Source organism: Nocardia sp. NPDC051981 (assembly GCF_040680715.1).
Taxonomy (GTDB): domain Bacteria; phylum Actinomycetota; class Actinomycetes; order Mycobacteriales; family Mycobacteriaceae; genus Nocardia.
On sequence record NZ_JBFAXK010000022.1, the window covers coordinates 123,538 to 148,260 of the forward strand.

Consider the following 24,723-nt stretch of genomic DNA (forward strand, 5'->3'; position numbering starts at 1 on the left):
GGTCTCCTCTCGCGGTGCTTCGTCCATTGATCGCTCCGGGGAGTGATTCGTAGTCGCCGCGGCGATGGCCGGAGACAGTTGGGCGGGCGCCAGTATCGTTCGGGGATGCGCGACTTCGGGGTTGGATTCACATACTTTGTGCGGGGGCAGCGGTGGGTGGGTCGGCGGCCGCGGGAGTTCGGGTTCGGGATCGTGCCGGCGCTTGTGACGTTGATCTTGTATGTGGGCGCGTTGATTGCGGTGGTCACGTGGGGCGGAGATCTGACGGAGACGGTGACGCCGTTCGCCGATCACTGGCCGAGCCCTTGGGCGGGGTTGTTTCGCGGGGCGTTGGACATCGCTCTGATTGCGCTTGCGGTGCTTGCGGCGGTGCTCACGTTCACCGCTGTGACCTTGGTGATCGGGGCGCCGTTTTATGACGTGATTTCACAGCGGGTGGATCGGTCGGTCTCGCCGGATGGGATCGCGCCGGAGTCTGGGCTTTCCTGGTGGCGGGAGTTGTGGGTGTCGGTTCGGGACAGTGTTCGAATTCTGGTGCGGGCCATGGTGTGGGCTGTGCTGTTGTTCGTGCTGGGGTTCGTCCCCGTCGTCGGCCAGACCGTGATTCCGGTTGTCGCGGTGTTCGTCACCGGATTCTTCCTCACGCAGGAGCTGACCTCGGTCGCACTCCAGCGACGCACGCTTCACCTGCGCGAGCAGCTGGCTCTGCTGCGCGCCCGCAAAGGCTTGGCATGGGGCTTCGGCGTGCCCCTCGGGCTGGCCTTTCTGGTGCCGCTGGTCGCGGTATTCCTCATGCCGGGTGCCGTCGCGGGCGCCACTCTCCTGACCCGCGAACTACTGCACGAACCGAACCGCCTCGCGGAAGACCACGCTGACGCCTGAGCGAACCGGCTAGCGGCGGCCGCTCAGGCGTTCGAACCTGACTCGGGAGCCGGCTGCACAACGCTGGGCTCGGGATAGCGTTTACCGGGCGAGGGCGAAGGTCAGGGATGCTGCGGCGAAGGCGAAGTACATTGCGGGGAAAGCGATGTTGTGGAGCACCCGGGCGCGGATGTGGACGACGATTGCGGCGATGAAGTAGAGGACCAGGCCGAGAGCGGCGACGATGCCGAGGGGGCGGGCGCCGAAGAGGCCGAGTAGGAGGCCGAGGGCGCCGGCGGCCTTCGCGGTGCCGGCTACGGGGATCCAGGACGAGGGGAAGTTCACCTCGGCCGAGTTGGCCAGGACGAACTTGGCCCGGGCGAAGTCGGCGATGGCCATTCCGCCGTTGATTGCGATCGTGACGAGGGTGATTACCAGGTAGGCGATGGACACCCAACGATGCTGGCCGACCGCGACTCTCCACGTCCAATACCTGCATCTATAACCTGATGGCATGGATGTGGACACGCGATTGCTGAGGTATTTCGCGGCGGTGGCCCGGGAAGGGAATCTGACCCGCGCGGCGGAGGGATTGTTCGTGTCACAGCCGGCGCTGACCAAACAGATCAAGCAGTTGGAGAACCAGCTCGGGGTGCGGCTGTTCACGCGGTCGAAATCCGGTATGGCACTGACGGAACCGGGGCGGGCGCTCGCGCAGTGGGTGCCGGAGGTACTGACCAGCTGGGATCGGGCGCTGACCGAGACGATGAGCGCCGCGAGCGCGGCGGCGCGCGTGCTGCGGGTCGGGTTCATCGCCGGCGGGGCCAATGAGGCCACGCAGCTCATCATCGCGGATTTCGTCCGCCGCCGGCCGGAGTGGCGTATCGAGATGCGCCAGGCGGCCTGGTCGAACCCGACTGCCGGGCTGGCCGCCGGGGAGGTCGATGTCGCGTTGCTGCGATTGCCATTTCCCGGTCAGGAGCAGTTCCGGGTGGAGTTGCTGCTGACCGAACCGCGTTGGGTCGCGCTATCCGCCTCGCACCCGCTCGCCACCCGCGAAGTGATCCCGTTCAGTGACCTGTGGGATGAGCCGTTCGTGGCGGCCCCGCCGGAAACCGGTGCGTGGCACGACTATTGGCTGGCGGCCGACGAGCGCGACGGGCATCCGGTGCGGGTCGGCGCGGTCACCGAACACCCCGACGATTGGCTGATCTGCATCGCCAACGGTGACGGGATCGCCCTCGCGCCCGAATCCGCGGCACGCTTCTACACGCGTCCCGGCATCGTCTACCGCCCGGTCAGCGGCGTGAGCCCAAGCCGGGCCGGCGTGGCCTGGCGGCCCGGGGCGGACACCGATCCGGTCGTGCAGGACTTCGTCCGCAGCTGCCTCGATCACCGGCAGACGCCGCCCGCGAGCACCCACTCCAAGGCCTGCGGCGATACCGATTCCAGCGCTCGAGACACCACCGACCGCCGTGACCGGAGTCGGTCGGCTCATTTCGAGCGCTGACGTGCGCCAACGCACATCGACCCGGACTGTCGGTTGGCGGAGGCGGGGAATGCCTGAGCTTCGGCGAAGGCGGCCATATCGACCTGACGGCGGGCATTGGACAGTGCGGTGATGGTGCAGACGCCGAGCTCGCCACTGCGGTCGTACAGCGTCGCCGTGGAGACGGCAATGCCGTTCGAGGAGATGTGGTCTCGGGCCTGGAGACCCAGTTCCACCCCCTGGGGAAGCCGGGACAGCGTCATGGTGACATCGGTGTTGATGTAGCCGACGCCCTCGGTGCCCCAGTTGCAGACGAGGTTGGTGGAGTCACTCACGAAGGCCGCGCGCTCGAACGGGGTGATGGGCACGCCCTCGATGAGGGACGGGACGTTGTTCCAGGCCGCCTTCCGGTGCGGATTGACGCCGGAGGCGAAATCGTGGGTCCAGTCGAAGGATCCGGACTTGAACAGCGGCGGGCTGCCCTCGGGGCCGTCGAGCCGGGTCGCGGGGGCGGGGAGGTCCCGGGCGGGCTGCCAGATCCGGCCCGGCGGCTCGGCGGTGGCGACCAGGAATTGCACGGTGGCGCGGGCACGCACGCGATCGTGCTGGACGATGGCGGCGTCGGCCACCCGGATTCGATTGCCGTCGCGGACGATCGAGCTGCGCAGTTCGATGGGCTCGTTCAGGACCGGACTGAACAGGTCGACGGTGAAGCGAGCGGGCACGAAATCGGGTCCGGGGCGGTGCGTTTCGAGTTCGTGGGCCAGCAGGCCGCAGACGGCGGTGCCCGCGAGTTGCCCCGAGGACCAGGCGCTGACCGCCATCCGGGTCGCCGTGAAGCGACCGTTCTCATGGGTGAAGAACGCGGCCATGGTGCCTCCCCTACCGGTTGATGAGCTCCCGAATTAGAACACGTTGCAGAAACGGGAGGGAAGACCCACGTCCCGATCAGCGGGTGATCAGTTCACCCACGGCGGGTTGACGACGGTGCCGTCGAGCAGCTCGCCGGTGAAACCGACGGGCGCGTTGACGAGCACCTCGGCGGTCCGGTCATCCGGATTGTCCAGGCGGATGGTGGATCCGGCCGGCGCCACCGCCGCGTCACCGGGCGCCAGCCGCGCGGCCTCGCCGTCGATGGTCAGGGTGATCGATCCGGCGAGCAGGACGAACGCCTCCTCGCGGTGCACGCGGTGCGGGACACCCCGGGTGCCGGGCGCGACCTCCAGCCGCCACAGGCACAGTTCGCTACTGCCGGAGCTGGGGCGGACCAGCGGGGTGAAGCGGGAGCCGTGCATTTCGTGGGACTGGGCGTCGACGGCGTGGATTACGGGCATTGCCATCTCCTTTGGTCAAGCTACTTGACTATATAGTCAAGCTTGTTGACTTCTCTGTCAAGTGCCAAGATTCCAGACATGCCCGGATACGCACAGGACCTGCCGCTGCTACTGCTCGCGGCCGCCGCGGAGGTCACCGACGCCATCAACGACGGGTGCGTCGCGGCCGGATTCACCGACATCCGGCCCACCCACGGCTTCGCCTTCGTGCGCATGGCGCCGAACGGCGCGACGGTCGGCGAGATCGCCGACCATCTGGGGGTCACCAAGCAGGCGGCCAGCCAACTGGTCGAGGAACTCGTCAAAAAGGGCTACGCGCAACGCAATCCGCATCCGCACGACGCGCGCGCCAAGCTCGTCACGCTCACCGAGCGCGGGTGGGCGTGCACCCGCGCCGCCGACGCCGCGGCAGCCCGCTTCACCGAGCGGTGGGCCGCCACGCTGGGACCGGCGGCCACGGTCGAACTGCGTAATGCCCTCACGCGAGTGGTCACGCCCGGCCGGGTGCGCCCGTCGGCCTGGTGACGAATTCCACTACCGCTCAGCCGAGTTCGAGGGAGGTCGCCCCGTAGACCCGCTCCCGGTGATACGCCCGGACGGGCCCGGTGTACATGCGCGCGGTGTCGAAGCTCGGGGTCAACCCGGCCGCCTCCATCAACCGCACCGCGGGCTCGTTGTCGAGTGGAACATCCACTGCCAGCGGCATACCCGCCGCGTGGGCGGCGAGCGCGGCCAGCAACTGATGCGCGTCGCCGGGGGTATCGGCGAACAGTGGGCCCACCCGCAGCGAATCCCGGGCCGGACGCAGGGTGGCGTAGCCGGTGATCGTGCCGTCGACAATGCGGGCGAAGGTCCGATGCCCCGGCTCGGCGAGCCAGGCGCTGAGGAAAACCGGCCGATCCGCGGGATAGCACGCGGAATCGTACGGTTGCAGCGCCGCGAAATCCGCCGGCGCGAGCGCGGTGACCGTGTCATCCGGCAGCGGCAGACGCGGCACGCCCACGAATCGCGCACTGCTGTAGGCGAGTTCGAACCCGCTGCGCCGATAGTTGTCCTGCTGCGCGGGAACTCCGTCGAGCCCGACGACCCGCTCCCCCGCGTGCTTCAGCCCGGCTTCCCAGGTGGCCAGGCCGAACCCGCGCCCGCGCAGGTCCGGGCGCACCAGATAGAAACCCAGGAAAGCGTAGTCGTCGCCGTAGTTGACGACCGAGACCGCGGTGGCGGGCTCCCCGTTCACCCGCCCGAGCAGGAACCCGTCGGGATCCTGCGCGAAGAACGCGGTGATATCACGCAGCCCCGGGTTCCACCCCTCGGCGGCGGCCCACTCCACCACGGTGGCCCATTCCGCCGGGGTGGCGCGGGCAATGACCAGACCATCGATACGCACGGCATCCGGCATGCGACCACGGTAACCGCAAAAGCTCTGCGACTCGCGGAGATTCGAGGACACGGCGGGCATGCCCGCTGTCCCGGCGGAGCGCCCGGCGAACGGCCCCGGCGCTCCGGTAGGGTCGAGGAGACATAGCCCGCGACCTGCGGGGTTGCGCGGAGTTCGAGGAAGATATGGCCGACTACGCACACTCCGATCACGCCAGCCGCAGCCGGGAGGAGAAGGCCCGGCGGCTGGCGGCCTATCTCTGGGCGCGCGGCATCAGTGGACCCGAACTGCTGGAACTGCCCGCCGCACAACGGCGCAAGCTCGCGCGCGCCGCCGACACCAATCCGCCCAGCACCGATGAGACCTGGCAGGTGGTGGCCGGGCTGCTCGGCGAGAAGGACGCCTGGGCCGAGCGCAATCCCGGGCATCCGCAGGCTCGCCGGGAGCGGCTGGACGAGAAGATCCTCTGGGTGAAACCGCCGGTCAAACCCTGGGAGTAGGAACGCCCGGAAACCCTTGACAGCAAGAAATGAACCGGGGTTCACTGCTTGAGTGTCCCCCGACTACGAGAACCACTCCGGCACCCGCCCGGCTGCCTGGCGCGACGATCTGACCGGCGGTGACGACTCGCTGTTCGCGGGCCGCCCCGAACCGGTGAGCGAATACACCGGCCGCACGCTGACCTACGAGGTGACCGGCCGCATCGCCCGCATCACCTTCAACCGGCCCGAACGCGGCAATGCCATCACCGCCGACACCCCGATCGAGCTGGCCGCCGCCGTCGAGCGGGCCGATCTGGATCCGCGCGTGCACGTCATCGTGGTGAGCGGGCGCGGCAAGGGCTTCTGCGGCGGCTACGACCTGTCGATCTTCGCCGAGAACAATCACGAAGCCGGCACCGTTGCCCGGGCCGAGGGCACCCAGCCGACCGAGGGCACGGTGCTCGACCCGGTCGTACAGGCGCGCAATCACAATCCCTGGGGCACTTGGGATCCCATGGTCGACTACGCCATGATGTCGCGTTTCAACCGCGGCTTCGCCAGCCTGCTGCACGCCAACAAGCCGACCGTCGCCAAGGTACACGGCTTCGCCATCGCCGGCGGCACCGATATCGCGCTGTTCGCCGACCAGATCATCTGCGCCGAGGACGCCCGCTTCGGCTACCCGCCCACCCGGACCTGGGGTATTCCGGCCGCGGGCATGTGGGCGCACCGGGTCGGCGACCAACGCGCCAAGCGACTGCTGTTCACCGGCGACAGCCTGAGCGGCAAGCAGGCGCTGGAGTGGGGCCTGGCCATCGAGGCCCCGCCGGCGGCCGAGCTGGACGAACGCACCGAGGAACTGCTGGAACGCATTTCGCGGGTGCCGATCAATCAGCTGGTGATGGCGAAGCTGGCGCTCAACAGCGCGCTGCTCAACCAGGGCGTGGCCAACTCCGGCATGGTCAGCACCGTGTTCGACGGCATCTCGCGGCACACCCGTGAGGGTTATGCCTTCCAATTGCGTTCGGCCACCGCCGGTTTCCGCGAGGCCGTCCGTGAGCGCGACGAACCGTTCGGCGATTGGAAGCGCGCCCAGTTCGAGCGGCCCGAGGACTAGGCGATGCCCTCCACGTCGGTGCGCTCGACCTCGGCGACGACCCGTTCGGCCAGCGAGCGCAGCGCGGCCGCCTCCCCGGCGGTCATCTCGTCGATGAACAGCCGCCGCACCAGCTCCACGTGATTGGGGGCGGCGGCCTCGAGCGCCCGGCGTCCGGCATCGGTCAACCGCACCTCCCGGCCGCGGGCGTCGTCGACGGCCTGGCAGCGATCGACCAGGCCGCGGGTCGCCATTCGCGACAGGTGCTTGGACAGGCGGCTCTTGTCCCAGCAGATCTCCGCGCCGAGTTCCTTGGCGCGCAGCTGGCCGCTGGCCGCGGACAGCGCGACCAGCACCTCGTAGTCGGAGGTCGACAGTCCATCCTGGGCCAGCCCGGCGGCGAGGGCGGCATCCAGGCGTTGCCGCATGCGAATGTAGGACTGCCAGGTCGTCTGTTCCGCATCGGTCAGCCAGCGCGTCATGGCATCCATAGTATCGGCGAATAGTTGACACGGACACCAAGCAGATACTCAGGAACTTCACGGCGAATCCGCGCGGCCATCGAGCATGGTCCTGCCGTACAGTACTGACCGTCCAATTTGCGTAGTTCTGGCGGAAATCGTCAATGCGCGAGCGCATTTCCGACCGGGGCGAATGAGACACCCACCGGCAGAAGAGCTTCCGGCATTCGGGGCAAATCCCCTAATTCACCTGGATGAATAGCCCATCCGGTTGACAATGCAACGTTGCGCCAGAAAACTCGACGCCGAGCCCGGACCGGTCACCGCGCCCGCAAGCGCTTGCGGCGGCGGTGGCACATCCGCGCCGAACCGGGCCAGTTGCCATCCCTATTGCGCCGACATTGAGGAATACATGAACGTTCGCCGGCTTCTCGTCACCGCCAGCGTCGCAGGACTGACGACCATCGCAGCCCAGACCGTCGCCCTCGCCGACGTCCCCACCGGTTCCTCCGGCACCGGTTCCTCCGCCATCGACACCGGCTCCGCCGCCACCGGCTCGGCGGGCCTGTCCCAGACCGGTTCGGCCGGCGGACCCGTCTACGAGAACTGCGACCAGGCCCGCGCGGCCGGCGTGGCGCCGCTGTTCCGCGGCCAGCCCGGCTACAGCCCGCACCTGGACCCGGACGGCACCGGAATGGCTTGCCCCACCGTCTGACAACTCCCGGGCTCTCAGGGACACACCCCTGAAACCCCAAAAGCCAATGCGGCCCGGTCCTTTCGGACCGGGCCGCATGGCGTTGGAAACCCAGCGATACGAATATGGCCCGGTCCTGTTGGACCGGGCCATATTCGGGTTCGGGATTCAGGGGTGACCCCTGAGTTTCCGAGAGTCGGCGCTGCTCAGCGGCGGAAGATCTTGACCACGACGAGGGTCGCGACCAGGGCGCCGGCGCCGATGAGGCTGTACTTGATCTTGGGCTCGTTCAGCTTCGCCAGGACCGACCGCTTGGCATTGTCGGCCAGCCGCTGGGGATCGGCGCGGACCGCGAGTTCATCGAGGGTGCTCGCGAGCCGGTTGCGTGCTGCCTCGATCTCCCGCTCGATCGCCTCGGTATCTCTCGCCACGTCACACTCCTGTCTGGAAACCGCGCTGGAAGGCGGCATTGTCGTCTCGGGGCCGCTCGCGCGACGCAGGCGCATGCGAGCCGACCTGTTCAGGAGTGTATCGCCAACACCGGCTCGAGCCCGTCGACTAGCGTGGCGGCATGACCGAGAATCACCGACTCAGTCCCGGCGACACCGCGCCCGCCTTCACCCTGCCCGACGCCGACGGCAAGGACGTCTCGCTGTCGGACTACCGCGGGCGCAAGGTGATCGTCTACTTCTATCCGGCCGCCAGCACGCCCGGCTGCACCAAGCAGGCCTGCGATTTCCGCGACAACCTGGCCGATCTCGAAGGCGCCGGCCTCGAGGTCGTCGGCATCTCCCCCGACAAGCCGGCCAAGCTCGCCAAGTTCCGCGACAACGAGCAGCTCACCTTCCCGCTGCTGTCCGACCCGGACAAGGAGGTGCTGTCCGCCTACGGCGCGTTCGGCGAGAAGATGATGTACGGCAAGAAGGTCACCGGCGTTATTCGGTCCACCTTCCTGGTCGACGAGAACGGAAAGATCGAGGTCGCGCAGTACAACGTGAAGGCCACCGGCCACGTCGCCAAGTTGCGCCGCGACCTGTCGGTCTGACCGCGAAAACGCGCAATCCCGGCCCTGATTCGGGCCGGGATTCCGAGCAAGAGTCTCGGGAAAGGGAAGCCGCTACACCTTCGGCAGCGCCTGTGCGGCCCACTGGAGCATCATCCGCCAGTGGTTGTCCCACCAGGAAGAGAACTCGGTCGTGTCCAATGGCGGGGGCGCGAGTTCGCCCGGGAACAGCCCGGACTCGGTGGGTGCGCCGACCGCGTGGGTCGGGGCCGGGATGATCGACTCCGGATTCGAGGCGACCTCCGGCTCCGGACGGGCCTTGATCAGCGGCCTGGGTTTCCCGCCGGTTCGCGGATTGTCCCCGCGCGGACCCCAGTTCAGCGTGGCCGGATCGATGGTCACCATATCGCTGGGCTGTAGTTCGGGCGTGGGTTGACCATAGGCGGGCTGACCGTAGTTCGGCGTCACCCCATCCGTCGGATCGACCGGGCCGACCGGCAGCCCGTCGACGAAGGGACCGCCTGGTCCGATCTCGGTTGGGGCGGGCGCCGGTGCCTGGCCGGCAGGATGCTCGGCACCGTTGCGCGGGTCGGCGGAGACCCGGGAGTCGATGAGCATCGGGGCCGGAACCTTCTTGGAATCACTGCCCGAGGTATAGATCCCGGCCGCCACCAGACCGCCTGCCAGCACGCTGGCCGCCGCGAACAGGGCCGCGGTACCGCGGGCGCGGCGGATGCGGTCGGCGGCCTCGCCCGCGAACTCGGCCTCGGGCAGGGCGGCCAGGGCCGCGCCGATGGCCGGTGCGGCCGCCGCCACCGAGCACGGGATGACCGGCGCGCCGAAGCCCGACTCCAGAGCGGCCACCACCGCGGGTTCGGTTGCGGCCGAACCGATCAGCACCACCGCGTCCGGCTTCACACCCGCCGCGTCGAACTGGTCCCAGGCGGCGGTGACGGCTGTGCGCATGGTCTCCTCGGTGGCCGCGCCACCGGTGAGCGTCACCGCGGCGAGCACCCGGCTGCGCTCGGGCGAGATGAGCGAGAAGGCCTGGAAACCGGGCACCACCTCGCAGATGGCGAGATCCTCGAATTCATCCACCCAGGTCATGGCGCGTGCCATCGCGAGATGCGCGGCCTTGGCCGACACCAGGGAGGCGTCGCGCCAGGAGCCGGCGGCCAGCTTGGTGACGATCGCGCGGCGCTCGGCGGCATCCCGGTAGGCGACCGCCGCGCCGAGAATCTCACGGCCCGTACCGATCCGGTCGGCGATGTCCTCCAGCGCCGACTCCACCGCGACCGCCAGGTCGGCCTTCGTATCTCCGGTGATCGGTTCGACACGCTCGAGCACCACGCGCTCGGACACCTTGTCGCCGTCTTCGGTAAGGGCCACCGCGCGCACCGTGCCGCGCTCGGTCGCGACGCCGATGGTCACCGCGGAACGAACAGGGGTAGAAGCAACCACAATCAGCCTTCCAACGTCGACGTACTGGCGGGCGGACAGTCGATATGCGCCGGCAGAGATCCGCAGCTGGGAGGCAGCTGCGATGGGTGTTCGGAGCCGAACGCGGCGTGGATGGGTGGGATGCGATGACACACGAAGTACCGCAGCGTGTCATGCGCGTGTCGCTACCCGTAGGCTGTTCATCGTGGAAGCACGCACGGGAACCGGGTCGACGCGACGACCGGACCCTGCGTTGGAGCTGCAGGACGATCCACAGGAGCTGATGCCCCGTCGCCGCCCGACGCAGGAACGATCAAAACGCAAGTTCGACGCCCTGCTGCAGGCATCCCGGGAATTACTCGTCGAGGTCGGCTTCGAATCGTTCACCTGCGAAGAGGTCGCGGCCCGCGCCGAAGTGCCGATCGGCACCCTCTACCAGTTCTTCGCCAACAAGTACGTCATCGTCTGCGAGCTGAATCGCCAAGACCTGGTGGCGGTTTCGCAGGAACTGGCCGATTTCCACGGCGAGATTCCGTCCATGGACTGGCTGCGGCACATGACGCAACTGGTCGATCACCTGGCCGATCTGTGGATGACCGACCCGTCGCGGCGCGAGGTGTGGCTGGCCATGCAGTCCACCCCGTCCACGCGCGCGACCGGCGCGATCCACGAAAAGGAGTTCGCCGAAGCGGTTTCGCAGATGCTGCGCCCGCTCATGCCGCGCACCCCGCGCGGCCGCCGCTCCATGATGGCGCAGGTGCTGGTGCACGTCGTGTACTCGATGCTGAACTTCTCGGTGCAGGACGGGCTCAGCCATGAGGACGCCGTCGCCGAGCTCAAGCGCCTCATGGTGGCGTATCTGCTGATCGCGGAAAAGGAATCGCGCTCCGGCGGGCAGCGCACCACCTTCGATCCGGAGTAACCGCGACCCTCCCCCCGCGGATCAGTCGCGCATCAGATCGGCCAGTTCGCCCGGATCCTCCAGCACCACCATGGCGGCGGCGGTGTCGCCATCGTGGGTGAGCGACAGGTGAACTCGCACCCGGGGCAGGAATTCCGCTGCCAGCCCGTGCAATTTGATGCTGGGCCGTCCCCAGGCGTCGTTCACGACCTCGATCAACGGGTACGGGTTGTCCCCGATTTGCGGGCTGCGGGCGAAGCGAGAGGTCGCCCACGCCTTGATGACCGCCTCCTTGGCGGCCCACCGGATGGCGTAACTCCGGGCCGGGTCGGTGCCCTTGCTTTGGCAGTAGCGCCGTTCCCCAGCGGTGAAACTCTCCCGGAGCATGGTGGTTCCGGTGCGTTCCAGTTGTTCGGCGAACTCGGAGATGGTGACCAAGTCCAGGCCGATACCCAGGATCGTCACAGTGCGGGACTCCTAGATTCCTTGTGCGTGCAGTCGAATTGGCTGCGAACATACCAGCGGACCTACGGCACCGTAGGCTCCCTCGAACACATGTCCCAGTCGTCGCAGTGCCATTTGGTCCGCTCGCGGACATGGAAACAGCGGGCTCGCGCCGGGCGCTCCAGGAGCGCCGGCGCGAGCCCGCCGTGTCAGACCTGCCGGGGGCTACTTACCGACAGGCCGGTCTCTGTGGCCTACTGGCAGGCCGGTCCCTTCGGCACCGCCACGTAGACGGCGTCGGCGCCGAGCCGGGCCTGCTGCGACAGCAGCATGTCGGCTTCCAGCTGCCGGGACTGCTTGGCCGGGGTGCCGTCGCCGCCGAGGCGGCGGTCGGCGGGCCGCTCGTACAGCGGGGCGCCGCCGCACATGGCCTCGGCGAAGCGCTGACGGCCGGCCAGCTGCCGCTCCTCGGCCTTGCGCTGGTACGCCTCCCGCTGCTCGGCGTCGGCGATGGCCTCGACGAACGCCTGCGGATGCACGATGGCCAGCAGGCCGGACACGTGCCCGAAGCCGAGCGAGGTGACCAGACCGGCCTTGAGAGGGAAGCGATCTCCCACCGCGAGCGGCTCGCGCAACCACACCAGGTGCGGGTACTGGGCCATCTTCTCGTCCACGCAGTCGAGGCTGCGGTTGGGCGGGATGACGCCCTGTTCGAGCACCTGGCACAGGCCGATCATCTGGAACGCCGCCGCGCCGCCCTTCGCGTGACCGGTGAGGGTCTTCTGCGAAATCACGAACAGCGGAGCGCCTTCCGAGCGGCCGATGGCGGTGGCCAGACGCTCGTGCAGCTCGGACTCGTTGGGATCGTTTGCCGCGGTGGAGGTGTCGTGCTTGGAGATCACCGCGATCTCGTCCGGGGTGACGCCGAGCTTGGCGAGTTCCTTGGCCAGCTTGGACTCCGGGCCACCACGACCCGCGCCCAGGGCACCCAGGCCCGGAGCCGGAATCGAGGTGTGCACGCCGTCGGCGAAGGACTGCGCGTAGGCGACGACACCCAGCACCGGCAGGCCCATCTCCAGCGCCACCGAGCCGCGGGCCAGCAATACCGTTCCGCCACCCTGCGATTCGACGAAGCCGCCGCGGCGGCGGTCGTTGGCGCGGGAGAAGTAACGGTCGCTGATGCCCTTGGCGGACATGACGGCCGAGTCGGCGGTGGCGGACATGTCGCCGAAGCCCACGATGCCCTCGATGCCGAGGTCGTCGTAGCCGCCGGCGACCACCAGGTCGGCCTTGCCGAGCCGGATCTTGTCCACGCCCTCCTCGACGGAGACCGCCGCGGTCGCGCAGGCCGCGACCGGGTGGATCATGCCGCCGTAGGAGCCGACGTAGCTCTGAACCACATGCGCCAGAGCGACGTTGGGCAGCGCCTCCTGCAGGATGTCGTTGGCCCGCGGCTCACCGAGCAGGTTGTCGATGTAGAGCGAGCGCATCGACGACATGCCGCCCATACCGGTGCCCTGGGTGTTGGCGACCATGGCCGGGTGCACCCAGCTCATGAGCTCCGCCGGGCTGAAGCCCGAGCCCAGGAAGGCGTCCACGGTGCAGACGATGTTCCACAGCGCCACCCGGTCGACGGAGCCGGCCATATCGGCGGAGATGCCCCACCTGGTGGGATCCCAGCCGGTCGGGATCTGACCGCCGACGGTGCGCGACAGCTTGGCCTTGCGCGGCACGCGAATCTCGGTGCCCGCCTTGCGGGTCACCTGCCAGTCGTCCGTGCCCGCGACCGGGGTGACGACCGTCTGCTCCGGGTTGGCGGCGAAGAAGGCCCGCGCCTCGGCCTCGCTGTTGACCACGAAGGTCAGGTCCTTGTCCAGGAACACCGAGGTGAGCAGCGGGGCGGCATTGTCGATCATGGCGCCGTCGTCGCCGTAGCGGCGCACGCCGCAGCGCTCCACCACGGTGTCGTGGTAGCGGTCGGCCAGCTCGGATTCCTCGACGTACTCACCGGATTCGGTGTCGTACCAGCCGGGCTTGGGGTCGTTCTCCCAGGTGACCAGGCCGGTGGTCCAGGCCAGCTCCAGCACGCCCGCGGCGGAGAGCTGGTCGGAGACCTCGATCTCGAAGCGCGTGCGCGCCGAACCGTAGGGGCCGAGCTCGCCGGCGCCGACGATGACGACCATGTCGTCGAGATCGGCTGTGACCGAACCCCATTCGGGGGTGGGCAGCTTGGAGCTCAGGGTCGGCGGGGCGGGCAGGGCCGAAATGGTCACGCCGTCACTGCCTTCCGACTCGTCGGCGGCGGCCTCGGCCTGCTCGCGGGCTTCACGGGCCAGCTCCGGCAGATCCAGCTTGGCGCCGGCGAGACCGCCGGTCAGGTCGATCTGCTGCGGTCCGGCCGCGGTCACCACGCGGGCCCGCGAGCTGCACCACTTGAGCAGTTCGTCGGCCATCTGCAGCGTGGACCAGGTGTGCACGCCCGCCTTCTCGACGGCCGTGACCAGCGGGTCGTTGCCGCCCATGAGGCCGGTGCCGCGCACCCAGCCGATCAGCGCGTGCACCAGGGTGACCCGCTCCGACCAGGACTTCTCGGCGCGCCACTTGGCGACGATGGCGTCCAGGGCGGCCTTGGACTCACCGTAGGCGCCGTCCCCGCCGAACATGCCGCGGTTGGGCGAACCCGGCAGCACCACATGCAGTTTCGCGTCCACGTCGTGGTCGGCGCCCAGCTTGGACAGGCCGCCGATGAGACGCTCCACCGACCACAGCAGCACCCGCATCTCCATTTCGGCGCGAGCGCCGGCGTCGGAGAGGTCACCGGCCACGCGGGGCGCGGCGAAGGGCAGCAGCAGGGTGGGGGTCATCGCCTCCTTGACGAGAACCTTGGCGCCACCGGCATTGTCGACCTGCTCGTTGCCGACCCAGTCGATGAGCGCGTCGATATCGGTGTAGGAGGCCATGTTCGCCGGGACCACCCACAGGGCGGCACCCTTGCGGGCGTTCTCGCGGTAGAGCTGCTTGTAGAAGCCCAGGCGCTCGTCGTCCAGCTTGGAGGTGGTGACCACGACCGTGGCGCCACCCGCGAGCAGCCGGCCGGTGGCCGCCGCCGCGATGGAACCCTTACTGGCACCGGTGATCACGGCGACGTCGGAGGACCAGACGCCGGGATCCGCGCTGCTGAGGGCGGCTTCGGCGATCGCGCCGTAGACACCGGCCAGCACCGAGCGGGCCTCCTTCATGGCCCGGTTGCGCCACCAGGTGGCCTGCGCGGCAACGGCTTCACCGGCGCCGAGGTAGCCGTCCACCACCGGTTCGACCGGCAGCGAGCCGTCGTTGCCGAACCACAGGCGGGCGAGATCCTCACGGGCGCTGGCCCACCGGTCGTCGATGAGCACGGCCTTGCGGGCGTCGAAGGCGGGCGCGACCAGTCGCGGCCAGTCCGAACCCAGTTCGGCCGAGACCAGATCCACCAGGTTGTCCTCGGTGGCCTCCGGCGCCGACGCCTGCTCGGCGTGGCCCAGGGACTCCAGGATCACCCGGGCGGCCTGCGCCAGCACGCCGTCGCGGCCGGTGATCTGCTCGGTGAACTCGCCCAGCGCGGCCGCGTCGACGGTCGCGCCGCCACCGCCACCGGCGGACGGCATGGAGACCGCGACTCCGCGGCGCAGGGCCACGGCCTGCACGGCGGCGTCGATGGCGGAGTCCACGGACGCGCCATCGGAGAGGCTGCCGGAGACCAGGCCGCCCAGGTCGCCACCGCGGACCGACTGGCCCTCACGGGTGCCGAGCGAAACCTCGGCGGTGACGTGGCTGGCCCAGCCGTCGCCCAGACCCCAGACCTTCTTGACGCGGTCGCCGATGGCGGCGGGCCGCTTGCCAGAGGGGCCGAAGACCTTGCGCAGGTGGTCGCCGATGGCGTCGGAGAGCACCGAGCCGAACGGCTTGTAGGTGCGGGCCAGGCGGTCGACCGTGCCGGACAGCGCGCCCATGTCGGCGTCGGCGGCACCGTCGATGGCGCCGAGCGAGAGCTCCGCGCCGAGGTCGACGAGCAGCTGGTTGCGGCGCGAGGACACGCCGTCGCACAGGCCCTCGATGGTGTCCACCGGGCCGATCTGGTCCATGCGCAGCTTGGTCCACAGCGCGATCAGCACGCGGGTGGCGTCGGCGGCGGAGAACGCGATGTCGTCCGGGGTGGGGCCACCGGTCGGCACGGCCACCGGTGCCGGGGCGGCGGCAGCCGCGGGAGCCGGTGCGGCAGAGGCGGTTTCGGCCAGGTTCTCCTCGGGCTCCTCCACCGGCGCGGGATCGGTGTCGGTCGAGTAGACGACGCCGCGCTCGCGTTCGATGTTCAGCACCTCGACCACGGCGTTGCCGAACTGCGGCAGCTTCAGCGTGTTGGACGCCAGGTTCGCGACGGTCGGCGTTGCGGCCAAACCGATTTCGACGAACCGCTCGATGCCGACGCCACCGTGCTCGACATCGGTGAACAGCAGGTCCTGGGTCTCGATCCAGCGGACCGGGCTGGCGAATTGCCAGGCCAGCAGCTCGACCAGAACCACGCGGCACAGCTCGACCTGCTTGGCGGACCACTCGTCCCAGTTCGCCAGCACCTCCGCGAGCGGCTCGGACGGAACCAGATCGGCGATCTCCTGGACGTATTCGCGCTCCAGGTTGAACACGCGCGGCACCAGGTTCGGGATGTAGCGGCCGATGAGCAGGCTCGGGTCCAGGTCCTGCGGCAGCAGCTCCAGCAGCTTGCCGCGGAATTCCGGCACACCGGCGCGCAACACGGTGGAGTGGAACGGCACGTCGATACCCGGGATGAGCACGAACGCCCGCTTGCCGCCGGTCTCGGCGCGCAGCCGCTCGATCTCGGTCTCGAGCGCTTCCATGCCCTTCACGGTGCCCGCGATGGCGTACTGCGCGCCGCGCAGGTTCAGGTTGACGACCTCGAGGAACTCCCCGGCCTGCTCGCCGAGGCCCTTCACCCAGCCGATGACCTGGTCGTCGGCAATGCCGATCTGCGAGGGCCGGATGGCCGCCATGCGGTAGTTGCTGCGGCCCTGGGCATCCCGGGGCACCAGCTCGTGCATGGCCGAGCCGCGCTGGAACACCACCTCGAGAACCGCGTTCAGCGGCAGCACGCCCGCGGCGGCGGAGAGGGCGTTGTACTCACCGACCGAGTGCCCGGCGAGCATGGAGCCCTCGATGAAGGCACCGGCCTCGCGCAGCTCCGCGACCTGCGCGACACCGAGCGTGGCCATGGCCACCTGGGTGAACTGGGTCAGGTGCAGCACGCCCTGCGGGTGGCGGTACTCGACGCCGCGCGCCTTGAGGTAGGTCGGGTTGTCGCGCACCACGGCCAGAATCGAGAAGCCCAGGGCCTCACGGGTGTGCTTGTCGGCGCGATCCCAGATGTCCTTGGCGGCCTTGGACCGCGTCCGGGCTTCCAGACCCATACCCTTGGCCTGAATGCCCTGTCCCGGGAAGGCGTAGACCGTCTTCGGCGGCGCGATGCGGCCGGTGGCGGTCATCACCAGGTTGCCGTCGATGCGGCAGGAGACCTCGACGATCTCCGAACCCCGGTCCACCGCAACGCGTTCCACGCGGACGTCGATCTTGGCGCCGAGCCGGACCATGCCCAGGAAGCGGGTGGTCCAGGCGGTGATGGTGCGCGGCGGCACCTTGTCGCTCAGATCGATGGCCGAGACGGCGTGCTGCGCGGCGGCCGACAGCCACATGCCGTGCACGATCGGGTTGCCCAGACCGGCCAGCTTCGCGGCGTTGTCGGAGGTGTGGATCGGGTTGAAGTCGCCCGAGACCTGCGCGAAGGCGCCCATGGCGCGCGGCGCGACCAGGGCCACGTCGCGCCGGCGGCGGCGCGGGGTGTCGGAGGCGTCCTCGGACAGCGAGCCCGCGGCGCGCGGCGGGTCGGCCAGCTCGGCCCGGCCGGTGCGGCCGCGAATGGCGAAGCGCTCCACCAGTTTCGCGACTGCCGGGGTCTCCAGGCCGTGGTCGCGCATGACGCCGACGGTGACCTTGACCTCGACCACGCGGCCCAGGTCGGTGTCGAGCACCTCGGCGGATTCGGCGCGGACGGCGAGCACGGCGTGCTCGGCGGGCAGCTCGCCCAGCAGCTCGATCTGGTGGTCCAGGTGGACCAGATCCAGCATGCCCTCGATGACGCTCTGCGCGTCCGCGGTGCGGGTGGCGCCCAGGACCGCGAAAACGGCGGGCCAGCAGGCGCCGACGAGCACGTCGGGGGCCGTGCGGCCGATGGTGCTCAGGTTGTCGGGCAGGCCCGCGCCGGTGACACCGGCGTGGTCGGCGATCAGGTCCGGGCTCCAGGCCAGGTTGACATGCGCCACCTGGGCGCCGTCGACGGCCTTGACCTCGGGCAGCGACTGGCCGGCGGCGACGGCCAGCAGCGCCGACATGGCGGCCTCGGCGTCGGTGTCCGTGATCACCGGCGCGCCACCGTTGTACACGGAGGCCGGAACGGTGATGCGAATGCGGACCGCGTCCTTGCCCAGCAGCGGTACGGTCAATTCCACGTAGGCGGAATCGGATTCGGGGCCCTCGGTGGCGGACAGGGTGGAGCCGGTGCGCGGGTGCTTGGCGCCCTTGCCGTTCATCTCCCACTCGTCCAGGTCGCCCAGGCGGTGGATGGGGTTGACGGTGGTGCGGCCGGCCCACTGCACGTCGGGGGCGGCGAGCACGATGTCGAGCAGGCCGCTGGCGACCTCGGCACGGCGGCGGCCGTCCACGGCGGCCGGGACGACGCCCGTGCGCACCAGGGAGTAGGCGGTGTCCTGCTCGAAACGGTCCAGCAGCTCACCGACCGGCTCGTCGACGCGGGTGATGCCCGCGACGGCGACGGTGCCGGGGATGATGCAGACCTGGTCGGCGGTGTAGCGCGGATCGTGGGCCTGCCACAGCGAATCCGAGCGCCACCAGCGGCGCACGTCCTGGTCGACGACCGGGACGAAGTTGACCGGCTTGCCGGGGGTCTTGCACAGCGCGACGAAGAACGGGACGTCGGCCGGGTGCAGCACGGTGCCGGCGGCGGCCGGGTACTGCTCCTTCAGGGTGCAGATGGCCTGGACCGGGGTCTCGAAGGCGGAGTCGTCGGCGAAAAGGGTTGCGATTTCACCACGGTCGGCCGGGTGGAGGCGGGATTCGGTGCGGCGCACCATCTCCGTGAACCGGTCGCGCCAGGTGATGTCCAGCCACACGGAGCGGGTGGCGTCGACGATGGCGTCGGAGAAGTCGGCGCCGCAGTCGAAGTCCTTGCGGCGGTCCAGGCCGACGGCCAGCTCGACGTAGCGCTCCAGCCACTCCAGGTAGGTCATGGTGGCGACGTCGCCGAAGTACGGCTTGGCGGTGGCGTCGAGGGCCGCGATGATCTCGGCGCGGCGGGCGGCCACGGCCTCGGCGTCACCGGCGACCTCGTCCAGCAGGCGGCCGGTGCGGGAGGCGGCATTGTCGATCTCGTGGATGTCCGCGCCCAATTGGCTACGGCCGGAAGCCATGCCGCCGACCGCGGTGCCCGCGCCGACCCAGTCGGGGGTGCCGGGGGTGTCGACCAGCAGCTGCTTCACCTCGGGGGCGGTGGTGGCCTCGAGGGTGGCCATGGCGGCGGTGCCGACCAGCACGCCGTCCAGCGGCATGACCGGGTAGCCGTGCTGCTGCGACCATTTGCCGGTGAGGTATTCGGTGGCGCGCTCGGGAGTGCCGATACCGCCGCCGACGCAGACGACCACGTTCTCGCGGCCACGCAGTTCGGCGTAGGTCGCGAGCAGCAGGTCGTCGAGGTCTTCCCAGGAGTGGTGGCCACCGGCGCGGCCGCCCTCGATGTGCATGATCACCGGGTACGACGGCACGGCGTCGGCGATGCGCAGCACGGCGCGGATCTGGGCCACGGTGCCGGGCTTGAAGGCCACGTGGGTGATGCCGACCTCGGACAGCTCCTCGATGAGGGCGACGGCCTCTTCGAGTTCCGGGATGCCGGCGGTGACGATGACGCCGTCCAGCGGGGCGCCGGCGCTGCGGGCGCGCTGCACCAGGCGCTTGCCGCCCAGCTGCAGCTTCCACAGGTACGGGTCCAGGAACAGCGAGTTGAACTGCACCGCGCGGCCGGGCTGCAGCAGCTGCTTCAGCTCCTCGACCCGGTCGGCGAAGATCTGCTCGGTGACCTGACCGCCGCCGGCCAGCTCGGCCCAGTGGCCCGCATTGGCCGCGGCCGCAACGATTTTCGCGTCGACGGTGGTGGGGGTCATGCCGGCCAGCAGGATGGGCGAGCGGCCGGTGAGGCGGGTGAACGCGGTCTCGACCACGATGCGGCCGTTGGGCAGGCGGATCGGCTTGGGCGCGAATTCGCTCCAGGCCGCGGCGACCTCGGGGGCCGCGCCGGGGGTGAACAGGCTGCGCTGGCCCGGGCGGGTGGAGGCGGCGAGCACGCCGACGCCGGTGCCCTTGAGCGAGCCGGCGGTGAGGCGGGTCAGCAGGTCGCCGGGACCGAGGTCCAGAATCCATTGCGCGCCACGGGAGACGGTGTCGTCGACGGTGCCGACCCAGTCGATCGGGTCGACGAGCACTTCCCGGGCGAGGCGCGCGGCCAGCTCGGTGTCCAGGCCACACTGCTGGGCCCAGCCCTCGACCAGGTCGACGGTCTCGGCCAGCGCCGGGTGGTGGAAGGCCACCTCGACCGGGACGTCCTCGAAGACGGGGGCGAAGACCGCGCCGCCGCGCTTCTTGGCGTCGCGCTCGCTCGCCTGTTCGGCATTGATCTCGGCGGCACGCTGGCGCACGCGGTCGAGCTGGCCGACCGGGCCGCTCAGTACGGCGCGGCGGCGGCCGTTGCGAATGGACAGCACAGCGGCCTTCTCGGGCGCGACACCGGCCATGACCTCGGCGACAACGGCTTCCAGCACCTCGGGGTCGACATTGGAGACGGCGACCATCGGGGACTTCTCCCCCACCGGCAGCAGACCGCGGCGGCGGGCGACCAGGCCGGCCGCGGCGCCGATCATCTGGGCGATGGCCAGCAGTTCGGCGTCACGCTGCCCGTGCGCCTCGGCGGCGGCTGCTGCGATGCGGCCCTGCGAGTGGCCGATCACGGCGGTGGGCGCGTGCGCGACGATGTCGAGGCCCTGCAGGCGCAGCGCACGCAGCGCGGCGACCTGGGTCAGGAACACACCCGGCATCGAGACGGCGGCGGAGCGCAACACCTGCGCTGACGGCGCTCCCGACACCTCCCCCTGCTCCGGGTCGGCGATCTCTTCTTCCAGCATCCACGCGATGGGGTCGAAACCGACCGGCCGGACCACGAGCAGCTGCGCCGCGATCGGTTCCAGCGTGGTGGCGGCCTCGTTGACCAGTGCGGTCAGCTCGGGCTCCAGGGCGGAATCCCGCCCGATCTCCTCGAGCTCGGTGAGCCACTGCGCGCCCTGCCCGCCGAATGCGAGAGCGTACGGCGCGCCCCCCAGCAACCGGTCCAGCAGTGACGACCTGACACCACTCTCCCGTGACTTCCCCGCCGCCCTGGCCTTCGATCCGGTTCCGGTGCTCTCGTTGATCGTCAAGACGTTCGACTTCCTTCTCCTGGCGGCCAGCCTCCAAGGACTGGGCCGCGCTCACGGTGCGCAGGTATCCCTCCGGCCCGCAGGCCCTGGTAGAAGCCGAGGATGGCACAAAATCATGAGGATCTCCTCATGTTTGGTCACCAACCGGGTACTTACTGGACAGTTTTTCTGCACATCCGTACCAGAATGACGCGAAACATGACCCTCCCTCATGTTTGAAGCCGCTGGTTGACTCGGTTACGTTCGTGTAGGAAATGTGAGGCTCCCTCACATTGAGGTTTATCAAATCGTTATAATCCCTGGTGAGGTTACCGACCAGTACGCCACACCCGCCCGGTGCTTCGCGATCCCCGTTAGACCCGGTAAAGTTTGGACGGTCGTACCGTTAGCGCGAGTGGCGAAATTGGCATACGCGCCAGATTTAGGTTCTGGTGTCCTAGGACGTGCGGGTTCAAGTCCCGCCTCGCGCACAGCAGCGTGGCATCCGTGCCACGTATGACGAGCCCGGTGTTCGAGTGCCCTCACACACCGGAAGGCTAACCAGTGGCTATCACTGAACCCCGCCAAGGACTTTGGCGCGCTTGCCATACTTCACCCACCACGCCGCCCGCCCGGGCCAGGGTCGCAGACGACGATGCTTCTACGGGATGGGCTTCTTCCGGATGCCCTATCGACTGCGGCGCCGGGTGAGCCTTTTCATCGTCACCCGATCAGTGGCCGGCACATCGGACCGATGAAGATCCGGGCTACAGGGTGCTGTCGAGGTCGTCGGCGGCATTCAGAAGCGCTGCCGCGATGCGGCGGGCCTCAGGGCCGGTGAGCTCCGTTGTTTCGCCTTCGCGCACCGTCAGACCCACAGCCAGTCGGCGATCGAAACGGGTGTCTGTGGCGCACAACCGTACTCGGACTCTGCTACCGGACAGTTGCGGTCCAATCACCGGCACCGTCCACGGCCGGCTGCTGTGCCACTGTTCGGCCTTCGGATCCATCGCCTCGTCGTGCTGTCTACACCACGGAGGGCAGGGATGGGCCTGCAGCAGGCCATCGGCCAGAATTCGGGAATCCCATAAATCCCCGCCGGCTACGAGTGCTTCGGCAAGCTGCCGTGCCTGTGCGGCGGTCATCTCGGAATGGACGCGGCTCGGCGCAACCAAATCGATCCAGCTGTATCGCAGCCCATGACGGTCGTGAGCGTTCAACTGCACGAACAACGTTGGAAGCCCGGACCGCGCCGGCATCTCGAGCAGCACTGGCCGCTCCCGGCCACAATGGTGACAGCTATCGCCCGGTGCGAACGGATCCGGGTCGTCGTGCTCTACGCACCACGCCGGACACGGCAAAACCGTCGACATCCCCTACCAATCCCTGTGCACGCCCTGCCGCGAGGGCTACGCCCCCTTCGCGCAGCCCTCGCAGCGGGGTCCCCGTCCTCCTCCTGCGAGGCGGGGAAACTGTCCGGCTCCGCACCATTCAGGGTGCTTCCGATATAGGCGAAGCCGAATGCAACTACTCACCGACTCCGAGGGTGGTGTCCGAGGAGCCGGTGCGAGGGAAATAAGAACATGGCCGGATTGCGCCGGTAAAGACGCCGGGCGCACGCTGGCCAGAGGTACCTCTGGCCAGTGGTCGATTCGACATGGGCGGGACCCACGCTCCCACTTGGGTTTCCGGTGTGCATGGGCTCAAACTCATTCGGGCCGTATCGCTTCCCGGAGAGTATCCTGCTCGCCGTGAACGCTGGCTACACCGCACTGGGGGAAACCGAGGTTGACCAGTTGCTGGCCCCCAACCTAGGTGACTTCGTCCGGACCCACCGCACGACTCCGCGGCACCCGGACCATCCCCGCGGCTTCAGCCGTCCGGCACTGGCCAGTCTCTGTGACGTCAGCGCCAGTTATATAGCTCAGATCGAGCAGCGCGAGAAGACCTCACCGAGTCCCGAAGTGGTGGACGCGATTGCCCGCGCACTGCGGCTGACGCCCGCCGAACGGCAGCATATGCACAATCTCGCCGCACCCAAGACTCCGGGACCGCGTACCCACACACCGATGCCGGTCGCCGAGATGCGTGAACTGATCTCGGACGATCTACGCGCTGCCGCCGACGGCCTGATCCCCCATCTGTCGGGGTATATCGACGAGCGATGGAATGTGTTGTGGACCAACGAAGCCTACGACCGCGCGTATCCACGGCTGTCGGAAGTGGAGAACATTCTGGTCTGGTTCTTCCTGGTCCCGGAGTCGCATCAGGTAATGATCGAATGGGAGGACGAAGCCCGGCTGACCGTGAACTGGTTCAGATGGCACATGGGCAGGTACCAGAATCCACAGTGGGCTCTGGATCTGCTCGGCAGGCTCAGCTCGTGCGCGCCCTTCCGGGTAATGTATCTAGCCGAGCACGTCGACTTCGAACGCCACCAGCCCTTGATGCACCTGCGTGACCCGGCTACCAGCGAGCCCTACAGTGTGCGGGTCCGGATCACCGATGTGCCCAGCGTGGATGCACCGTTTCAGTGGTTCATCGGCATGCGCCAGTCGTTCAGCGGGCCGCCGAGTTTGCTAACCGACTGAGGAATCCGCCGATCGCATCGTTGACCGGACCCGGGGCCGTCCAATTGGCTGCGTGGCCGGCGCCGGGAACCGTCGTCACGGGACCGGACCCGGCCAATCCGGCAGCCAATGCACCGGACTTGTCGGCGGTGCTCGAGGCGTCGAATTCGCCGCGCAAAACCATTGCGGGACAGGTGATCTCGACCAACCGGTCAAGGAGAGACTCCCGTTCGGTCAAGCAGGCGGCCGCCTGAATGATCGCCGAACGGTCACTGGCCGCCCATTTGGCGCGCCACGGCGCCTGATCGGCAGCCGTGCCGCCGATCAGCTGTGGCGCCAAACCGTCTGCCAGAACCGCCAGTGGCACTTCAGGATTCGTCCAGGCGTCGAACAGCTCGCGATACTCGGCCTTCTGCTCGTCGGGCGAGTCACCGGCCTCCGTGTCGAGCAGGATCAGTGCCTCCACACGCTCCGGTGCGAGCAGCGCGGCTCGTAGAGTTGTGTAACCGCCCTGCGACATTCCCCCCAGAACCGCGCGGTCCACGCCGGCCGCGTCCATCACGGCCAGCAGGTCGCGCGCGGAATCCCAATAGCTGAAAGGCCGATGCGGCTCTGTAGCAGTGCCACCGTGCCCCCGGGCATCCCAGCACAGCACCCGAAAACCCTTCGCTTCCAGATACTCCACCTGCGGTGCGAACATCGACAGGTCCATGAAGAACCCATGACTCAACACGACGACGGAGCTGCTGCGACCACCGGAGTCGGTATAGAAGATGCGAGCCCCATCGGTACTGACGTACGGCATTGGCGTAGCGTAACCGCGCTTTCCGCCTACTGTCGCGGCCCGAGCACACTCTGTCCAGAGGTGGGTCCGACCGGACAGCATGGCGAAATCCGCAATAGCGCAGGTCAGTTCAGAAGTACCAGGGGTAGGGCTTCCAGTCCGGTTCGCGCTTTTCGAGGAAGGCGTCGCGGCCCTCGACGGCTTCGTCGGTCATGTAGGCCAG

Annotated in this window: 20 protein-coding genes, 1 tRNA gene and 1 pseudogene; 10 read left to right on the forward strand and 12 right to left on the reverse strand. The window is 68.8% G+C overall.

Annotated elements, in window-relative coordinates; all coding sequences use genetic code 11:
* Nucleotides 1–105: 105 nt before the first annotated feature.
* Nucleotides 106–882 (forward strand): EI24 domain-containing protein, encoded by a 777-nt coding sequence (locus tag AB0L60_RS31165; RefSeq protein WP_364621178.1) that lies wholly within the window; start codon nt 106–108, stop codon nt 880–882.
* 81 nt (nt 883–963) lie between these two features.
* Here the strand turns inward: AB0L60_RS31165 and AB0L60_RS31170 are convergent, their stop codons facing one another.
* Entirely contained in the window at nt 964–1,314 is a 351-nt protein-coding gene (locus AB0L60_RS31170; RefSeq protein ID WP_364621181.1) for a DoxX family protein, read from the reverse strand.
* A 61-nt stretch (nt 1,315–1,375) separates the two neighbouring features.
* Here AB0L60_RS31170 and AB0L60_RS31175 point away from each other — a divergent pair, with 61 nt between their 5' ends.
* Nucleotides 1,376–2,371: a LysR family transcriptional regulator gene (locus AB0L60_RS31175; RefSeq protein WP_364621184.1), complete on the forward strand. Its 996-nt coding sequence runs from the start codon at nt 1,376–1,378 to the stop codon at nt 2,369–2,371.
* Here AB0L60_RS31175 and AB0L60_RS31180 read toward each other — a convergent pair.
* Together AB0L60_RS31180 and AB0L60_RS31185 are read right to left on the reverse strand one after the other, a co-directional pair.
* On the reverse strand, nt 2,356–3,222 hold the full coding sequence (locus AB0L60_RS31180) for a thioesterase family protein (protein ID WP_364621187.1): 867 nt from the start codon (nt 3,220–3,222) through the stop codon (nt 2,356–2,358). The genes AB0L60_RS31175 and AB0L60_RS31180 overlap by 16 nt on opposite strands.
* A gap of 87 nt (nt 3,223–3,309) precedes the next feature.
* Nucleotides 3,310–3,684, reverse strand: coding sequence for a cupin domain-containing protein (locus tag AB0L60_RS31185; protein WP_364621190.1), 375 nt, complete (start codon nt 3,682–3,684; stop codon nt 3,310–3,312).
* 78 nt (nt 3,685–3,762) lie between these two features.
* Between AB0L60_RS31185 and AB0L60_RS31190 the strand changes: the two genes are divergently transcribed.
* A complete protein-coding gene (locus AB0L60_RS31190) occupies nt 3,763–4,209 on the forward strand; it encodes a MarR family winged helix-turn-helix transcriptional regulator (RefSeq protein ID WP_354834206.1) in 447 nt (148 codons plus the stop codon).
* Nucleotides 4,210–4,225: 16 nt separating this feature from the next.
* Here the strand turns inward: AB0L60_RS31190 and AB0L60_RS31195 are convergent, their stop codons facing one another.
* Nucleotides 4,226–5,083, reverse strand: a complete 858-nt coding sequence (locus AB0L60_RS31195) for a GNAT family N-acetyltransferase (protein WP_364621194.1) — start codon at nt 5,081–5,083, stop codon at nt 4,226–4,228.
* A gap of 164 nt (nt 5,084–5,247) precedes the next feature.
* Between AB0L60_RS31195 and AB0L60_RS31200 the strand changes: the two genes are divergently transcribed.
* Complete coding sequence (locus AB0L60_RS31200; RefSeq protein WP_357010865.1) at nt 5,248–5,562, forward strand: hypothetical protein; 315 nt, start codon at nt 5,248–5,250, stop codon at nt 5,560–5,562.
* A gap of 52 nt (nt 5,563–5,614) precedes the next feature.
* Nucleotides 5,615–6,661, forward strand: coding sequence for a crotonase/enoyl-CoA hydratase family protein (locus tag AB0L60_RS31205; RefSeq protein WP_364621198.1), 1,047 nt, complete (start codon nt 5,615–5,617; stop codon nt 6,659–6,661).
* On the opposite strand, the gene AB0L60_RS31210 is transcribed toward AB0L60_RS31205, so the two are convergent.
* Nucleotides 6,658–7,122: a MarR family winged helix-turn-helix transcriptional regulator gene (locus AB0L60_RS31210; protein WP_364621200.1), complete on the reverse strand. Its 465-nt coding sequence runs from the start codon at nt 7,120–7,122 to the stop codon at nt 6,658–6,660. The two genes, AB0L60_RS31205 and AB0L60_RS31210, sit on opposite strands and share 4 nt — an antisense overlap.
* Nucleotides 7,123–7,513: 391 nt before the next feature.
* On the opposite strand from AB0L60_RS31210, the gene AB0L60_RS31215 reads away from it, so the two are divergent.
* Nucleotides 7,514–7,816 carry an excalibur calcium-binding domain-containing protein gene (locus AB0L60_RS31215; RefSeq protein ID WP_364621204.1) on the forward strand — a complete coding sequence of 101 codons (303 nt, stop codon included), beginning with the start codon at nt 7,514–7,516 and terminating at the stop codon, nt 7,814–7,816.
* Nucleotides 7,817–8,001: 185 nt separating this feature from the next.
* Here AB0L60_RS31215 and AB0L60_RS31220 read toward each other — a convergent pair whose 3' ends face one another.
* On the reverse strand, nt 8,002–8,226 hold the full coding sequence (locus tag AB0L60_RS31220) for a DUF3618 domain-containing protein (RefSeq protein ID WP_354834192.1): 225 nt from the start codon (nt 8,224–8,226) through the stop codon (nt 8,002–8,004).
* A 140-nt stretch (nt 8,227–8,366) separates the two neighbouring features.
* On the opposite strand from AB0L60_RS31220, the gene bcp reads away from it, so the two are divergent.
* Complete coding sequence (gene bcp, locus AB0L60_RS31225) at nt 8,367–8,840, forward strand: thioredoxin-dependent thiol peroxidase (RefSeq protein ID WP_364621207.1); 474 nt, start codon at nt 8,367–8,369, stop codon at nt 8,838–8,840.
* A gap of 72 nt (nt 8,841–8,912) precedes the next feature.
* On the opposite strand, the gene AB0L60_RS31230 is transcribed toward bcp, so the two are convergent.
* On the reverse strand, nt 8,913–10,229 hold the full coding sequence (locus AB0L60_RS31230) for a hypothetical protein (protein WP_364621209.1): 1,317 nt from the start codon (nt 10,227–10,229) through the stop codon (nt 8,913–8,915).
* 292 nt (nt 10,230–10,521) lie between these two features.
* Between AB0L60_RS31230 and AB0L60_RS31235 the strand changes: the two genes are divergently transcribed.
* Complete coding sequence (locus tag AB0L60_RS31235) at nt 10,522–11,160, forward strand: TetR/AcrR family transcriptional regulator (protein ID WP_230329926.1); 639 nt, start codon at nt 10,522–10,524, stop codon at nt 11,158–11,160.
* Between the two features lie 21 nt (nt 11,161–11,181).
* On the opposite strand, the gene AB0L60_RS31240 is transcribed toward AB0L60_RS31235, so the two are convergent.
* Nucleotides 11,182–11,604 (reverse strand): holo-ACP synthase, encoded by a 423-nt coding sequence (locus AB0L60_RS31240; RefSeq protein WP_354834180.1) that lies wholly within the window; start codon nt 11,602–11,604, stop codon nt 11,182–11,184.
* 233 nt (nt 11,605–11,837) lie between these two features.
* Entirely contained in the window at nt 11,838–21,167 is a 9,330-nt protein-coding gene (locus AB0L60_RS31245) for a fatty acid synthase subunit beta domain-containing protein (RefSeq protein ID WP_364621213.1), read from the reverse strand.
* A 388-nt stretch (nt 21,168–21,555) separates the two neighbouring features.
* Here AB0L60_RS31245 and AB0L60_RS31250 point away from each other — a divergent pair.
* A tRNA-Leu gene (locus tag AB0L60_RS31250) sits at nt 21,556–21,637 on the forward strand.
* Nucleotides 21,638–21,913: 276 nt separating this feature from the next.
* Here the strand turns inward: AB0L60_RS31250 and AB0L60_RS31255 are convergent.
* Nucleotides 21,914–22,417 (reverse strand): hypothetical protein, encoded by a 504-nt coding sequence (locus tag AB0L60_RS31255; protein WP_364621216.1) that lies wholly within the window; start codon nt 22,415–22,417, stop codon nt 21,914–21,916.
* 372 nt (nt 22,418–22,789) lie between these two features.
* On the opposite strand from AB0L60_RS31255, the gene AB0L60_RS31260 reads away from it, so the two are divergent.
* Nucleotides 22,790–23,737 carry a helix-turn-helix domain-containing protein gene (locus AB0L60_RS31260; protein WP_364621218.1) on the forward strand — a complete coding sequence of 316 codons (948 nt, stop codon included), beginning with the start codon at nt 22,790–22,792 and terminating at the stop codon, nt 23,735–23,737.
* On the opposite strand, the gene AB0L60_RS31265 is transcribed toward AB0L60_RS31260, so the two are convergent.
* Nucleotides 23,706–24,521 (reverse strand): alpha/beta hydrolase, encoded by an 816-nt coding sequence (locus tag AB0L60_RS31265; RefSeq protein WP_364621221.1) that lies wholly within the window; start codon nt 24,519–24,521, stop codon nt 23,706–23,708. The two genes, AB0L60_RS31260 and AB0L60_RS31265, sit on opposite strands and share 32 nt — an antisense overlap.
* 109 nt (nt 24,522–24,630) lie before the next feature.
* Nucleotides 24,631–24,723 (reverse strand): annotated as a pseudogene (locus AB0L60_RS31270) (1,4-dihydroxy-2-naphthoyl-CoA synthase); the annotation flags it as partial.

What these genes read in the sequence shown, in the direction of transcription:
- AB0L60_RS31195 (WP_364621194.1), bottom strand. Translation starts at nt 5,083, where the DNA reads ATGCCGGATGCCGTGCGTATCGATGGTCTGGTCATTGCCCGCGCCACC.
- AB0L60_RS31190 (WP_354834206.1), top strand. Translation starts at nt 3,763, where the DNA reads ATGCCCGGATACGCACAGGACCTGCCGCTGCTACTGCTCGCGGCCGCC.
- AB0L60_RS31165 (WP_364621178.1), top strand. Translation starts at nt 106, where the DNA reads ATGCGCGACTTCGGGGTTGGATTCACATACTTTGTGCGGGGGCAGCGG.
- bcp (WP_364621207.1), top strand. Translation starts at nt 8,367, where the DNA reads ATGACCGAGAATCACCGACTCAGTCCCGGCGACACCGCGCCCGCCTTC.
- AB0L60_RS31175 (WP_364621184.1), top strand. Translation starts at nt 1,376, where the DNA reads ATGGATGTGGACACGCGATTGCTGAGGTATTTCGCGGCGGTGGCCCGG.
- AB0L60_RS31185 (WP_364621190.1), bottom strand. Translation starts at nt 3,684, where the DNA reads ATGCCCGTAATCCACGCCGTCGACGCCCAGTCCCACGAAATGCACGGC.
- AB0L60_RS31265 (WP_364621221.1), bottom strand. Translation starts at nt 24,521, where the DNA reads ATGCCGTACGTCAGTACCGATGGGGCTCGCATCTTCTATACCGACTCC.
- AB0L60_RS31180 (WP_364621187.1), bottom strand. Translation starts at nt 3,222, where the DNA reads ATGGCCGCGTTCTTCACCCATGAGAACGGTCGCTTCACGGCGACCCGG.
- AB0L60_RS31200 (WP_357010865.1), top strand. Translation starts at nt 5,248, where the DNA reads ATGGCCGACTACGCACACTCCGATCACGCCAGCCGCAGCCGGGAGGAG.
- AB0L60_RS31210 (WP_364621200.1), bottom strand. Translation starts at nt 7,122, where the DNA reads ATGACGCGCTGGCTGACCGATGCGGAACAGACGACCTGGCAGTCCTAC.
- AB0L60_RS31235 (WP_230329926.1), top strand. Translation starts at nt 10,522, where the DNA reads ATGCCCCGTCGCCGCCCGACGCAGGAACGATCAAAACGCAAGTTCGAC.
- AB0L60_RS31215 (WP_364621204.1), top strand. Translation starts at nt 7,514, where the DNA reads ATGAACGTTCGCCGGCTTCTCGTCACCGCCAGCGTCGCAGGACTGACG.